The sequence below is a fragment of the Amycolatopsis marina genome (assembly GCF_900111885.1).
In the GTDB taxonomy this organism is placed as follows: domain Bacteria; phylum Actinomycetota; class Actinomycetes; order Mycobacteriales; family Pseudonocardiaceae; genus Amycolatopsis; species Amycolatopsis marina.
The window spans coordinates 25989-39677 of sequence record NZ_FOKG01000029.1 but is presented as its reverse complement, the minus strand read 5'-3'; the positions used below and the strand labels follow the sequence as shown (position 1 = coordinate 39677).

General features: G+C 67.8%; 15 protein-coding genes. 7 read left to right on the top strand and 8 right to left on the bottom strand.

The features are described 5' to 3' along the window. The first annotated feature begins 171 nt into the window (after positions 1 to 171). On the top strand, positions 172 to 825 hold the full coding sequence (locus BM199_RS29995; protein WP_177242856.1) for a sigma-70 family RNA polymerase sigma factor: 654 nt from the start codon (positions 172 to 174) through the stop codon (positions 823 to 825). Then, positions 822 to 1139, top strand: a complete 318-nt coding sequence (gene rsrA / locus BM199_RS29990; RefSeq protein WP_091678767.1) for a mycothiol system anti-sigma-R factor — start codon at positions 822 to 824, stop codon at positions 1137 to 1139. Before BM199_RS29995 ends, rsrA begins: the two co-directional genes overlap by 4 nt. A gap of 75 nt (positions 1140 to 1214) precedes the next feature. Here the strand turns inward: rsrA and BM199_RS35285 are convergent, their stop codons facing one another. Next, the gene (locus tag BM199_RS35285; RefSeq protein WP_369299112.1) at positions 1215 to 1289 is read right to left on the bottom strand and encodes a 50S ribosomal protein bL37; all 75 of its coding nucleotides are present in this window, start codon (positions 1287 to 1289) and stop codon (positions 1215 to 1217) included. 190 nt (positions 1290 to 1479) lie between these two features. Between BM199_RS35285 and BM199_RS29985 the strand changes: the two genes are divergently transcribed. Continuing rightward, the gene (locus tag BM199_RS29985) at positions 1480 to 2979 is read left to right on the top strand and encodes a sensor histidine kinase (RefSeq protein WP_091678765.1); all 1500 of its coding nucleotides are present in this window, start codon (positions 1480 to 1482) and stop codon (positions 2977 to 2979) included. Between the two features lie 441 nt (positions 2980 to 3420). On the opposite strand, the gene BM199_RS29980 is transcribed toward BM199_RS29985, so the two are convergent. Beyond that, on the bottom strand, positions 3421 to 3675 hold the full coding sequence (locus BM199_RS29980; protein ID WP_091678762.1) for a WhiB family transcriptional regulator: 255 nt from the start codon (positions 3673 to 3675) through the stop codon (positions 3421 to 3423). 275 nt (positions 3676 to 3950) lie between these two features. Next, a complete protein-coding gene (locus tag BM199_RS29975; RefSeq protein WP_091678759.1) occupies positions 3951 to 4874 on the bottom strand; it encodes a diacylglycerol/lipid kinase family protein in 924 nt (307 codons plus the stop codon). Positions 4875 to 5253: 379 nt separating this feature from the next. Here BM199_RS29975 and BM199_RS29970 point away from each other — a divergent pair, with 379 nt between their 5' ends. After that, positions 5254 to 5805, top strand: coding sequence for a hypothetical protein (locus BM199_RS29970; protein WP_425425618.1), 552 nt, complete (start codon positions 5254 to 5256; stop codon positions 5803 to 5805). A 10-nt stretch (positions 5806 to 5815) separates the two neighbouring features. On the opposite strand, the gene BM199_RS29965 is transcribed toward BM199_RS29970, so the two are convergent. Together BM199_RS29965 and BM199_RS29960 are read right to left on the bottom strand one after the other, a co-directional pair. After that, positions 5816 to 6298, bottom strand: a complete 483-nt coding sequence (locus tag BM199_RS29965; protein WP_091678755.1) for a GNAT family N-acetyltransferase — start codon at positions 6296 to 6298, stop codon at positions 5816 to 5818. Between the two features lie 11 nt (positions 6299 to 6309). Then, positions 6310 to 6894: an acid phosphatase gene (locus tag BM199_RS29960; RefSeq protein WP_091678750.1), complete on the bottom strand. Its 585-nt coding sequence runs from the start codon at positions 6892 to 6894 to the stop codon at positions 6310 to 6312. An 88-nt stretch (positions 6895 to 6982) separates the two neighbouring features. On the opposite strand from BM199_RS29960, the gene BM199_RS29955 reads away from it, so the two are divergent. Beyond that, positions 6983 to 7453, top strand: a complete 471-nt coding sequence (locus BM199_RS29955) for a hotdog fold domain-containing protein (RefSeq protein ID WP_091678849.1) — start codon at positions 6983 to 6985, stop codon at positions 7451 to 7453. Here BM199_RS29955 and BM199_RS29950 read toward each other — a convergent pair. Further along, on the bottom strand, positions 7437 to 8132 hold the full coding sequence (locus BM199_RS29950) for a hypothetical protein (RefSeq protein ID WP_245788908.1): 696 nt from the start codon (positions 8130 to 8132) through the stop codon (positions 7437 to 7439). The genes BM199_RS29955 and BM199_RS29950 overlap by 17 nt on opposite strands. Before the next feature lie 176 nt (positions 8133 to 8308). Between BM199_RS29950 and BM199_RS29945 the strand changes: the two genes are divergently transcribed. Continuing rightward, positions 8309 to 9928 (top strand): GMC oxidoreductase, encoded by a 1620-nt coding sequence (locus BM199_RS29945; protein ID WP_091678746.1) that lies wholly within the window; start codon positions 8309 to 8311, stop codon positions 9926 to 9928. Between the two features lie 9 nt (positions 9929 to 9937). Here the strand turns inward: BM199_RS29945 and BM199_RS29940 are convergent, their stop codons facing one another. Further along, the gene (locus BM199_RS29940) at positions 9938 to 10540 is read right to left on the bottom strand and encodes a dTDP-4-dehydrorhamnose 3,5-epimerase family protein (protein ID WP_091678741.1); all 603 of its coding nucleotides are present in this window, start codon (positions 10538 to 10540) and stop codon (positions 9938 to 9940) included. Positions 10541 to 10911: 371 nt separating this feature from the next. On the opposite strand from BM199_RS29940, the gene BM199_RS29935 reads away from it, so the two are divergent. Next, positions 10912 to 12132, top strand: coding sequence for an NAD(P)-dependent malic enzyme (locus BM199_RS29935; RefSeq protein ID WP_091678735.1), 1221 nt, complete (start codon positions 10912 to 10914; stop codon positions 12130 to 12132). 22 nt (positions 12133 to 12154) lie between these two features. Here BM199_RS29935 and BM199_RS29930 read toward each other — a convergent pair whose 3' ends face one another. Next, complete coding sequence (locus BM199_RS29930; RefSeq protein WP_177242855.1) at positions 12155 to 13669, bottom strand: bis-aminopropyl spermidine synthase family protein; 1515 nt, start codon at positions 13667 to 13669, stop codon at positions 12155 to 12157. Positions 13670 to 13689: the final 20 nt, after the last annotated feature.

The window sequence follows — 13689 nt, the reverse complement described above, 5'->3', positions numbered from 1 at the left end:
ACCACCGTTTCGCGCACGCAGCTGCGCACCGTCGTACCCGCCGCAACGGGCCGACGTCCCGCCCGCCGCGTATCCTCGGATGAGTCGTATTCGCACGCCACTACGGGTGCGTCACGTAGCCCGTACAGCTCAGTGCGGACTGCAACCGACGAGGATCGGGAAAGGAACGGTTTGCCGAGCACGCATGACCCGGCGGAGTCCACGGCCGAGGTAGCCGAGTCCGCAACCGTCAACGAGGATGCTGACGCGCGTACCGAGCGTTTCGAACGCGAAGCGATGCCACTGCTGGACCAGCTGTACTCGGCGGCCATGCGCATGACGCGCAACCCGGCCGACGCCGAGGACCTGGTCCAGGAGACCTACCTCAAGGCCTACGGCGCGTTCGCCTCCTTCAAGGCGGGCACGAACCTCAAGGCCTGGATGTACCGGATCCTGACCAACACCTACATCAACGGGTATCGCAAGCGGCAGCGTCAGCCGCTGCAGCAGCCGACCGAGGAGATCACCGACTGGCAGATCGCCAAGGCGGAGAGCCACACGTCGAAGGGCCTGCGCTCGGCCGAGGTCGAGGCGATGGACAACCTTCCGGACACCGACGTCAAGGCGGCGCTGCAGCAGTTGCCCGAGGACTTCCGGCTCGCGGTGTACCTGGCGGATGTGGAGGGTTTCGCCTACAAGGAGATCGCCGAGATCATGGACACTCCGATCGGCACGGTGATGTCCCGGCTGCATCGCGGTCGTGGCCAGCTCCGTGACCTGCTTGCCGACGTGGCCAGGGACCGTGGCTTCATCCGTTCCACCAGGCAGGAGGTGGCAGGGCGATGAACGACGCCTGCGGAGGCTCCGAAGAGGTCAACTGCGACGAGGCGCTGGCTGAGATCTACCTGCTCCTGGACAAGGAGTGCAGCGCGGAGCACGAGGCGGAGCTTCGTCGTCACCTCGACGACTGCCCGCCGTGCCTCGAGCAGTACGGCATCGACGAGCAGATCAAGCAGCTACTTGCCCGCAAGTGCGGTGGCGAGCATGCGCCCGACGGACTGAAGAACCGACTGCGCGCCTCCATCCGCCGGACGGTCGAGGAACGGCGCGGGGTCACGGTCGAGCACACCGAGATCAGCGTGGAGCAGCGCACCGAATGACTTGAGTACGACGAAGGGCCCCGTGCCGCCAATCCTGGCACCGGGGCCCTTCGTCGTAGCTGCTACGCGCCCGACTCAGGAGTTGGGCTTCTTGCCGTGGTTCGCACCGTTCTTCTTGCGGTCGCGACGCTTCCTCGCTCGCTTCGACATATCGTCTCCTCGTGTGTCTGCGGTCGGGCCCGCGCGGGACACCCGCGGGGCTCCGGGCTGCCTACCAGTGTGTCACGTGCCTTCTGCCGTCAATGCCCGGGCCATGTCGAGGAGCATCGGGTCTGATTGGATTGCGAAGACATGTGCCAGCGGGGCAGCCCAGATGGCCGAGGTGAAGTGAGGTAGATCGATGTCCACCCTTGCCGAGCTGCTCGGCGAGCACAGCGGGCTATCCGGGGAGGCCGCCGACCATCTGCAGATGGTGGTCGCTGAGTGGCAGCTGCTCGCGGACCTGTCGTTCGCCGACTTCCTGCTCTGGGTTCCGGTCGACGACGGCGGGCACCTGGGCGACTCCGGCGAGTTCGTCTGCGCCGCGCAGGCCAGGCCGACCACAGCCCCCACCGCGCACCCCGAGGACGTCGTCGGTACCCGGTTCACCACTGGGGACCATCCCCAGCTCGCCAGGGCGATGCGAGAGGTGCGCATCTGCCGCGAAGAGGATCCACACTGGTACCTCGACCTGCCGATGCGCAGGGAGGCGATTCCGGTGACCTTTGGTGGCGAGGTGATCGCCGTGCTGAGCCGGGAGACGAACCTCGCGGCACCCCGGGTGCCGAGCCCGCTGGAGATCGCCTATCTCGGTAGCGCGGCCGACCTTTGCCAGATGATCGCCGACGGGACGTTTCCCACCGGCAGCACAGGCGCCGACGTCCACACGAGCCCGCGGGTGGGCGACGGACTGATCCGGCTCGACACCGGGGGCGGAGTGGTGTTCGCCAGTCCCAACGGGCTGTCGGCGTACCACCGGATGGGTCACGAGTCGGACCTGGTCGGTGCCCGGCTCGCGCCACTGACCAGGTCGCTCATCCGCGATCCGTTCGATGCCACGGAGGTGTCGCACCGGATCCTCGACGCACTGGCGGGAAAGCCGAGCAGCCGGATCGAGGTGGACTCCCGAAGGGGGGCGGTGGTGCTCTTCCGGGCGCTGCCGCTGCGGCCGGCGGGCCAGCCCGCGGGTGCGCTCGTGCTGGTGCGTGACGTCACCGAGGTGAAGCGCAGGGACCGGGCGCTGCTGTCGAAGGACGCGACCATCCGGGAGATCCACCACCGGGTGAAGAACAACCTGCAGACCGTGGCGGCGCTCCTGCGGTTGCAGTCCCGCAGGACGCCCAGTCCCGAGGCCAAGCAGGCGCTCGGAGAGTCGGTACGGCGGGTGGCGTCGATCGCCATGGTGCACGAAGCACTGTCGATGTCGGTCGACGAGCGGGTCGATCTCGACAAGCTGCTCGACAACGTGCTGCCGATGGTCGGTGAGGTCGCCACGGCCGAAACTCAGGTCCGGCTGGCCCGTACCGGTTCCTTCGGTGTCGTTGCCGCCGAGATCGCCACCCCGTTGGTCATGGTTATCGCCGAACTCGTGCAGAACGCACTGGGACACGCGTTTCCGGGCAGCAGGCCGGGCACGGTGGAAATCGTGGTGGAGCGATCAGCTCGCCGGATGGACGTCCTGATCCGGGATGACGGCCGCGGTCTCCCGCCGGGGTTCTCCCTGGAACGCGCGGACGGACTAGGTCTGCAAATCGTCCGGACTCTGGTGGAATCCGAATTGCGCGGATCGCTGTCGTTGCGCGGCGCTGAGGCCGGGGGGACGGAAGCCGCTCTGCGAATCCCGCTGAGTCGCCGTCTCTGACAGTTTCTGTTGCCACTGAAGGAAAAAGAGCACGCAAACGTTCGAGGGTCGGCACCAAGGAGAACGGTGCCGACCCTCGAACGTGTATTGCGGGAGGCTCTGCTCGATCAGGCCGAACGGCCCGGATCGGCAAAGATCCAATGTAGACCGGACTGCGCTCCATCAGCCCTCCTGCGCCAGGCTGACGTCGCAATGTCCGGAAGTGCGTGCCGTATGGCCACGCGATGGCGAACCTGATCCTGATCGGCTCGTCAGCCGAGATCCGGTTCGCCGGGACTAGCTACTACTTCGAATCACACTTCTCGGGCGGAATCGGTGCAACCCGAATCCGCCGCTACTCATCGTTCCCTCGGGCGGTGTCGATCGGCCGCGCTCGTTCCTCGCTTGGCGTGCAACGCCTTTGCTTGTTACGAGAGTGGCCATTCCGCGAACTTCTTATGCTCAGGCGTTACTACGCGTGCCGATGTGAGCACGGCGACGCTTGAGTGCGCGACGCTCGTCCTCGCTCATGCCGCCCCACACGCCTGCATCCTGTCCGCTGGCCAGTGCCCAGGCCAGGCAGTCAGAAGCTACGGTGCAGCGGTGGCACACGGATTTCGCCTCGGCGACCTGTAGGACGGCGGGACCGCTCGTTCCCACGGGGAAGAACAGTTCGGGGTCCTCGTCGCGGCAGGCTGCGCGGTGGCGCCAATCCATTTCTTGAACTCCTTATAAGGGCGCGGTACTCCACGCCACAGTCGTCTTGGCGGTCGTTTTGGGGTGCTTGTGAATGCTTTCACGAAGCACCGAGTTCGACAAGGGTTTTCCGAAGATCGGTGAGTCAGCTCACCCGGCCGAGCGACCGGCCTGACCTGCGGTTTCTGCCCGAAACGACTCTTCCGGGGGAAGAGACGATGCGGTGAGTGGAGCATCTCAGTCGACGAGCGGCAACCGGAGTTTGCCGCGAGCGATCACTTGGACACTCCTGACCGTCAGACAGCGACGGTCAGCGCGTTGGGCACGCTGATGAACTCCACGCTCGTCCGACGGCCGACCAGATCCCCGTCTACCTGAAAGTTTACCGGCTCTTCGGCGTCGATGCGGACTATTTCCAGGTCGTCGTGACGTAGGAGACGTCGGCCGCGATGCTTGCTGTTCGGCCGCAGGGCCTGGCGCAGGTGCCGCAGGACGCTCGGCAGGCCGAGGCTGCGCAGCGCGAACAGCCCGAGTCCCGTGTCGAAGGAGCAGTCGGTGTTGAGGTGCACCGGCCGGGATCCGAGGTAGCTCCAGGGGTCGGTGTTCGAGATGAACGCCGTGCGCACCTCGTCCGGCTCCGCGCCGGGAACCCGGACGGTGAGCGCGGGCCTGCCGAGGGGCGGGCGCAGGTAACTCGCCAGTGCTGTGCGCATGTACAGGGTGGGACTGGTGCGCTTGCCGCGCCGCCGGTCGACTCCGGCCACGACATCGGCGTCCCACCCGAGCCCGGCGTTGAAGGTGAACCAGCGGTCGTTCGCGATGCCGAGGCCGACCTGGCGACCGCGTCGCTCCTCGATGGCGTGCAGCAGGCGGTGGGTGGCCTCGACCGGATCCCGCGGCAGGCCGAGCGCGCGGGCGAAGACGTTCGCGGAGCCGCCGGGGACGACCCCGAGCATGGGCACCGAACGGGCGCCGGCCCTGCCCGCGGTGTCGGCGAGCAGTCCGTTGACGACCTCGTTCACCGTGCCGTCACCGCCGTGTGCCACGACCAGGTCGATGTCGTCCCTGGCCGCTGTGCGCGCCACCGCGAGGGCGTGCCCTCGGTAATCGGTCTCCACGACGTCGAGTTTGACCTCACTGGCCAGTGCGTGCGCCAGGACATCACGGCCACCCGGGGTGGTCGCGGTTGCCTGTGGGTTCACGACGAGGACTGCACGCATTACCCGAGAGTAAGTGAGATCGCCACCCGATTGGGCGGCTCACGGGGATGGCATGATGCGAAGCTCGTCACCCTCGCGAAGACGTGGGAGGCCTGTGCAAGTGAGCGTCATGCACGCGCGCAGGTGCGGCTGTCGTGCGGATGCCACCTGCACTCGGCCGCCGCGAGCCACCCTCCGGGCGGCCCCCGCCAACCGAGTTGTGCATGCCCCTCACACGTCTTCCTGTGCCGGCCTTCCTCCGTTCGTCAGTGAGATCGACTGACTTTCGGCTGTCGTGACAAGTGCACCCAGGCGACCGCCCGCTCATCGACGACACTGGAGATCTTCGTCCTATCAGCGGGTCCGCGAAAACGGCCGACCGGGTGGCATACCATCGGAGGTGTTCACGCACGGTCACCCATTCGGGCGGATTCGTGCTCCGACCAGCAGTTCGGAAGGCCCAGTAGCCGTGCCGCTCGCCGACAAGTTTTCTCCAGCCCCGCGCGAGGTGCGCCTTGCCGGTGGGCTGACCGCGCTTCCAGGCCTGGTCATGTTCGCGCTGGCCGTGGCATTGCTGGTGGATTCCTTCACCCGAGCGGAGGGTGGGACCGAGAACGTCTACGCCGAGGTCGTCTACTACGCCGTCATGGGGGCGGGGACCATCGCCTGCGCGACGGGACTGGTCCTCGGCAAGACGTGGGCCCGATCGCCGGGCGTCGTCGTGGCGTTGTTGCTGGTGGGTATCGGGTGGTACGGCGCGGGCCCGTCCGGGCAGCCCGCCTTCGGTATCCCGTTGATGGTCGTCGGTGTCCTGATCATCGTGCTGCTGTTCCGCGTGCCGTCGCGCGCGTGGGCGCTCGGCCTGATGGAGGGTGAGAGCGAGGAGGACGCGGCCTGGCGGGACAGCGCCGAGGGGCGTGCGGCTCGCAGGGAACGCGAAGAGAACGGGTAGGTCCTGGCGTTCAGGCCGTTCCGGCCTTGGTGAGTGCCTCGTCGCTGAGCCGGTACACCGTCCACTCGTCCATTGCCTCGGCGCCCATCGACCGGTAGAACTCGATCGCCGGGCTGTTCCAGTTCAGCACCGACCACTCCAGGCGTCCGTATCCACGCCGTACGCACTCGGCGGCCAGTTCGGTGAGCAGCGCCTTGCCCAGTCCGGAGCCGCGCATGCTCTGCCGCACGTACAGATCCTCGAGATAGATCCCGTGCACCCCGCGCCAAGTGGAGAAGTTGAGGAACCACAGTGCGCAGCCGACGACCTCGCCGTCGACCTCGGCGACGTGCCCGAACAACGCGGGCGCCGAGCTGAACAGGGCGCTGTGCAGCTGTTCGGCGTCGAGGTGACATTCCTGCGGGGCCTTCTCGTACTCCGCGAGCTCGTACACCAGTCCGACGACGGCGTCGACATCTGCCGGACGGATGCGACGGATTCGGTTGTCGGTCACGGTAGAGCCTTTCAGCTGGGAAGGACGTTCAGTTGCCGGATCTGGGGCACGCCCCGTTCGTGGCCGAGGACGGTCACGCCGGCCGGATCCAGTCTGAAGTGGACGCCGGCGTTCGCCTCGAGCCCGAGCCACCTTGCCACGAGTACGCGGCCGAAGTGTCCGTGCCCGACGAGGATCACATCGGTCCGCCGCAGGGCCGCACGGGCGTGCTCCAGTGCCAGGTCCGCCCGCGCCGAGACCTGTGCGGCGGTCTCGCCGCCGGGGCTCGGATGCGACCACACGGTCCAGCCGGGAACCGTGCGCCGGATCTCCTCGGTCGTGATGCCCTCGTAGTCTCCGTAGTCCCACTCCGCGAGGTCTTCGGTGATGTCCGCGACGTCGAGCCCGGCCAGTTCGGCCGTGCGCAGTGCCCGCCTGCGTGGGCTGGAGAGCACGACGCCCTCGGCGTCACCGCGTAGCGCTCGCAGTGCCTCTCCCGCCGCGATGGCTTGCTGCTCCCCGTCGGCGGTGAGGGGAAGGTCGGTGCGGCCGGTGTGCCTGCCGTTCGCCGACCACTCCGTCTGTCCGTGCCGGATCAAGTACAGCCGATTTTCCACGGGTGCGAATATAGTCGTCCGAACGCTAAGCTACCGATCAGTAACCTGCGGCTGGGTGAAGGTCGCGATCGGCGAACGGAGAGAAATGATGGCGCAGAGCCCTACTTTCGCGATGTGGCGGAAGCTGGTCTCCCGGCCAGGCGGGAAGCAGTTGTTCTCCGCCGCGATGTGCCTGCGGGTGCCCTATTTCCGGACGGTGCTTCCCGCCGTGCGCGAACTGGAACCGGGTCGGTGTGTGGTGAGCGCACCCAAGTGGTGGGGTGTGCACAACCACATCGGCACCTTCCATGCCATCGCCGCCTGCAATCTGGCGGAGATCGCCATGGGCATGCTGGCCGAGGCAACGGTGCCGGCCACCCACCGCTGGCTGCCGAAGGGTATGACCGTCGAGTACGTCGCGAAGGCGGAGACCGGGCTGACCGCGGTGGCCGAACTCGCCGAGATCCCCGAATTCGGCGCCGAGGGGACCGAAGTCGCCGTCCCGGTCACGATCTCCGATCGGGCAGGCAGGCCCGTGGTGACCGGCACCATCACGATCTGGGTCACCCAGCGGAAATAGCGGTGTACGGACGCAGGCCGACGTGCGTCGTCTGCCGGAGGACGTTCTCGCCGGACGACGCGGGCAGGTCGAGCCAACGATTGAGCGACCTGCCCAGACGGCCGCAGTGGCGCGCGGCCGGCACCGCGAGTTGTTCATCCACCGACGTGAACCGCAGGACGGGCGGGTCCGCCGAAATCACCTCTGTCGGCCCGACCTGCTGAATCTCCGAATGAATCGGGTTCTGCTCCTCGCCGATCGTGCAGCCGGGAGCCAGTAACGGCCCTCGGACGCGGAGCGCGAGGTCGATCTCGCCCTTGCGCTCGTCATTGGACTCGAAGTCGGAGTAGCCCGCGTAGCGCAACTGGACCGTCGTGCGCGGCGCGCCCGGCAGTGGCGTGGGTTCGGCCTCCAGTGACCCGAAGACCTGGGCGAAGCGGCCGTCCAGCGTGCCTTCGGCGAAGGTGAGGCGCATTTCGCGAAGGGGCAGTTCCCGGATCCGGCCGAAACTCAGCGTGCCCGTCGAGATGAGCACCTCGCATCGCCACTTGGCGGGATCGGCGCCTGCGGGAATGGCGGGACAGGCGGTGAAGTCGAATCCCGAAGGCTGCTGCGCGATGGCCGGGACGGCCGCGGTGGTGGCGATGAGACTGGCTCCGGCCAGTGCCGCCAGCGCGCGGCGCAGATGTCTTTTGGTCATGGTCAAACCCTCGCCGAAGGTGCTGGGTCGCACATCAGGGAACGCCCGGAGCGCACCCCTGACGTTCGTTGACACTGGGCCAACAGGGTGAAATCAACGGCGCCGACCTCGTTGCCGTGAACACCGTTAACTCAACTGCTTGCCATGATCGACTACTTCGCGAGACGGTGCAGGGCATGACAGCTTCTGCCCTGTCCCGTCGCCGCTTCCTCGGTCTCGCCGCGCTGAACTCCGCGGCCGCGGTGGGAATGACGGCGGTCTCCGCCGATCCGGCCGCCGCGGCAAGCCAGGGCATGCCGCCGTTCTCGCCCGCGATCGTGATCGGCACCGGTTACGGAGCCGCGGTGACCGCCCTGCGCCTCGGCGAGGCAGGAATTCCCACGCTCATGCTCGAGATGGGCCAGTTGTGGAACACGCCGGGAGCGGACGGGAACATCTTCTGCTCGATGCTCAGGCCGGACGAGCGGTCGATGTGGTTCAAGCGCCGCACCGAGGCGCCGTTGGCCTCGTTCCTGTGGCTGGATCTGGCCAACCGCGACATCCGTCCTCACGCCGGTGTGCTGGACCGGGTGCACCACGGCGACATGTCCGTATTCCTGGGCCGCGGCGTCGGTGGCGGGTCCCTTGTCAACGGCGCGATGGCGGTGACCCCGCGCCGGGACTACTTCGCCGAAGTCCTGCCCGAGGTCGATGCGGACGAGATGTACGGCACTTACTTTCCCAGAGCCAATGCGGAACTGGGCGTGAACGAGGTGGACCGGGACTGGTTCGAGTCCTGCCGCTCGTACGCCTATGCGCGACTCTCCCGCAAGCATGCGGAAAAGGCCGGCTTCACCACTGCGTTCGTGCCGAGCGTCTACGACTTCGGCCACCTCGAGCGGGAGGAGGCGCAGGAGGTGCCGAGGTCGGCTCTCGCGTCCGAGGTGATCTACGGCAACAACCACGGCAAGCTGTCACTGGACAAGACGTACCTGGCCGCCGCGCTCGGCACGGGCAACGTGACGATCCAGACGCTGCAGGAGGTCCGGGACATCACCCGGCAGCAGGACGGCAGCTACACGTTGTCCGTCCGGGAACTGAATCCGGACGGGGGAGTCCTCGCGGTCCGGCAGATCAGCACCCGGCACCTCTTTCTCGGTGCGGGCAGTGTCGGCTCCACCGAACTGCTGCTGCGGGCCAGGGAGACCGGCAGGCTGCCGGACCTCGACGAGCAGGTCGGCCAGGGGTGGGGTACCAACGGCAACGTGATGCTCGGCAGGGCCAACCACATGTGGGACACGACCGGCACTCTGCAGTCGGGAATGCCCGCGCTGGGCATCGACAACTGGGACGATCCGGTGCACCCGGTCTTCGCCGAGATCGCCCCGATGCCCGCCGGGCTCGAAACGTGGGCCAGCCTCTATCTCGCCATCACCAAGAACCCGGAACGCGGCCACTTCACCTACGACGCCACCACGGACTCCGCGCGGCTGCACTGGGCGGAGTCGCAGGGGCAGCCGTCCATCGACGCGGCCAAGGCGCTGTTCGACCGGATCAACAGGGCGAACTCGACGATCTACCGCACCGATCTTTTCGGGGACACGCGCGCCTTCGAGAACCGGTTCACTTACCACCCGCTGGGCGGCGCCGTGCTCGGCAAGGCCACGGATCTGTACGGCAGGGTGAACGGCTATCGGAACCTCTACGTCACCGACGGCGCGCTCATCCCGGGCAGCACGGGGGTCAACCCCTTCGTCACGATCACCGCACTCGCCGAGCGCAACATCGAGCGCGTGTTGGCCGAGGACTTCGCCTGACTCGCCAGGTCAGCGGGAGCGCAGCCGCTCGTAGTGGGCGACGCAGTCCTGGTAGTGAGGCAACAGCCCGGCGGCCTCGGCGTCGGCAAGGGTGGGGGCGGAGGCGTCCTTCGCCGAGAGCACGGGAGCCAGGTCCGTTGGCCATGGCAGGGCGAGATCGGAGTCCAGCGGAGTGAAGCCGTGCTCCGCGGCCGGGTTGTAGCTGGTCGAACAGAGATACGTCATGACCGTGTCGTCCTCGAGTGCGACGAACCCGTGCGCGAGCCCCTCCGCGACGTACACCGCCCTGCACTCGACGTCGTCCAGCCGGATGGCGTCCCAGTGGCCGAATGTGGGCGATCCCACCCGGACGTCGAGCACGACGTCCAGCAACGAGCCACGGGCGCAGGAAACGTACTTCGCCTGACCTGGCGGGGTGTCCGCGAAGTGCATTCCCCGGATGCTTCCGCGCACGGACCTGCTGTGGTTGACCTGCGCGACGTGCAGAGGGTGCCCGACCGCCTTGACGAAGGCGGACTCCTGAAACGGCGCGACGAAGACGCCACGGCTGTCCGGGAACGTCCGCGGGGTGAACTCGAATGCGTCCCGTACAGCCAATTCTCGCGCGTCCATGCCCGACACCTTAGCCAGTGCCGTTTTCGAGCCAACCAAACCGGACGGACGTCTTGCGATTGCCGGTTTGACCTGCACTAATTCGATCAATTGTGTGACCTCAGCCGCACCGAGGGATCGCAACCGGTACCCGGCCTGTCACACTGATAGGACCGCCGCGTTCGCGGTCATGCCGCACCACGGCCAATCGACGGACGCCTCGCCGGTGACCTGCGCTACCGCGCCGGGATCGCCGTGCTGGAGGAGCTCAAGTCACCGGGGACGATAATGCTGGGTCAACCGCAGTCGGCCCCACCCACAACTTCGGGAGAACTGAAGTGTCCAACGTTCACGTCGCGAGGCCGGCGATCGATTCAATGACAGGAACCGCCATGAACGACCAGGTCAGCAAGGACACCGCCGCGCATGCGTCGCCGCCGATCGCGGGCGATGCCTCGCCGGTGACCGATGAGGAGATCTTCCGCGGCCACGAGGGCGGCAAGCTGTCCGTGGCGGCGACGAGGCCGATCTCGCAACCCCGTGACCTGTCCATCGCCTACACGCCTGGCGTCGCCAAGGTCAGCAGGGCGATCGCGGAGGACGCGTCCCTGGCGGAGCGCTACACCTGGGCGGACCGCCTGGTGGTCGTCGTGAGCGACGGCACCGCGGTCCTCGGCCTCGGTGACATCGGCGCCAGCGCGTCGCTGCCGGTCATGGAGGGCAAGTCGGTGCTCTTCAAGACCTTCGCCGGACTCGACTCCATTCCCCTGGTGCTCGACACGACGGATGTGGACGAGATCGTCGAGACGCTGGTGCGGCTGCGTCCGTCCTTCGGCGCGGTCAACCTCGAGGACATCTCCGCTCCGCGGTGCTTCGAGCTCGAGGCGAAGGTCAAGGAAGCGCTGGACTGCCCGGTCATGCACGACGACCAGCACGGCACCGCCATCGTGGCGCTCGCCGCGCTGCGCGGCGCGAATCTGGTGCTGGACAAGGCCATGGCCGATCAGCGGGTGGTCATCTCCGGCGCGGGTGCGGCCGGTGTCGCGTGTGCCCGGATTCTGCAGGCCGCGGGTATCGGCGACGTCGTCGTGCTCGACTCGAAGGGCATCATTCACGAGGGCAGGGATCACCTGAACCCGATCAAGGAAGAGCTCGCCGGGACGACCAACTCGGGGGGTCTGCGGGGTGGACTCGCGGACGCGCTGAAGGGCTCGGACATCTTCCTCGGGCTGTCCGGGTCGACCATCGACGAGACCCTGCTGGGCACGATGGCCAAGGACCCGATCGTGTTCGCTCTGTCCAATCCGGACCCGGAGGTGCACCCCGCGGTCGCTGCCCGGTACGCCCCTGTCGTGGCCACCGGACGCAGTGACTTCCCGAACCAGATCAACAACGTGCTCGCGTTCCCCGGTGTGTTCCGTGGCGCGCTGGACGCTGGTGCGCGGGCGATCACCGAGAACATGAAGATCGCGGCGGCGGACGCCATCGTGGCGGTCGCTACCGACGACCTCGCCACCGACCGCATCGTGCCGAGTCCGCTGGACCCGCGGGTCGCGCCCGAGGTCGCCGCCGCGGTGGCGAAGGCGGCTGCCCAGGACGGCGTCACCGCCTGAGGCAAGCCCCCGCCCGGAGCCGTCAGGAGGAGAGGGCCGCGGCGAGTTGGGCGATGCGGTGGCGTGGAAGGTCGATCAGGCGGAGGTCGAGCAGGTCGGGTGCGATGGCCGACATCCGGTCGCGAGCCTCGTTCTTGGTCATCGTGCCGCCGGACGCGGCGATCAGCGCCTCCCGCCCGGTGTTGCCCAGCTTGCCGTGCGCTCTCGTCCACACCGCGTGCCGGACGGTGGCGGTGCCGTCCTGCGGTGGGGCGGCATCCGCCACCACCACGGCGTGGGTGTTGTCCGGCGTGCTGCGCAGCAGCCGGAGCCGGTACTTCGGGCCAACCAGTCGGGACAACGCGCGTTGGGCGTCGGCGTTGGCCAGGTCGGGATGGGCATTGGGCAACAGCACCGCGACGCGCTCGGCGTTCGTCGCGAGCAGGGCGCGAAGCAGCCACGGCCCTGGATCGGCAGTCAGGTCCATGGTGATCGCGGTACCCGCCTGCGCCGACACCGGTTTCGCCCAGTCCGCCCTGCGTTGCTCGACCCGCTGCCCGCCTTCGCCCGCGACGGCCGCCAGCGCCGCCAGGAGATCGGCGGCGGTCGCGGTTGACTCCACCGACTGCGGGCCATGGGTGTAGATGCCCGGTTGCCCCTTGGCGCCACCGGATTTGCGGGCGTGCCCGGTGGGCTGACAGACGTAGAGATCCGCGGCGCTGCCGATGGCCTGCGCGCCGTGGTAACGGTGGAAGTCCGGCACGATGCTCTCGAACACCAGCCCGATCCCGGCGAGTTCCCGCTGCACCTGCGCGCCGAGTGCGGGATGCCGGGGACTGTAGCCGTAGGCCAGCAGCAGCCTGCCCTTCGGTGGATCGGCGAGGCACTCGACTCCGCGGGCGGCGAACAGCGCCATGCCCTCCGGCGTGTACGGCGGATCGCTGAAGACAAGATCGGCGCTGCCGGTCACGGCTGGCGGAAGTCCGATCCGGAGATCGGCATGGATCGTGGTGACACTGCGATCGCTGTGCCGGTCGAGATACTCCAGCACCCGATCATCCAGATCCACCACCGTGACCTCGGCCTCCGGCCGGACCAGCCGGATGGCGAGCGAGGTGAGATCGTGATCACCGAGCAGCACGAGCCGGGCCCGTCGCAGGTCGTACCGGGTGTCCAGCCACAGTGCGCGCCGCAGCACGGTTTCCGCCGTTGCCTGCACGTGGTCCAACGCGGCCAGTGGCGGCGGGACGTTCTCGATGAGTCCTGCGAGGACCGACAGGTGTTCGGCGTCCGGCCCGAGGTCGTCCGGTGTTCCGGGGACGTCGAGATGCGCGTACGTCTGCGCCCTGGCGGGCTGGATCCGGAGGGCGTCGCCGTCGCGCTCGAGGTCGTCGCCGAGCGCGTCCAGCAGCTCCTGCAGGCTGCGGCGTGGTGCGGTCGACTCGCGGACCAGTTGGTCGAACTCCTGCCATCCGGCGCGCAGCCTGGTCATCGCGCTGCGGAGTGGGCCGGTGTGCACGCCGTGCTCGGCGAGCACCTTGTCTACTGGAGTCAACATCGGGCACAGCCTAGAGACCG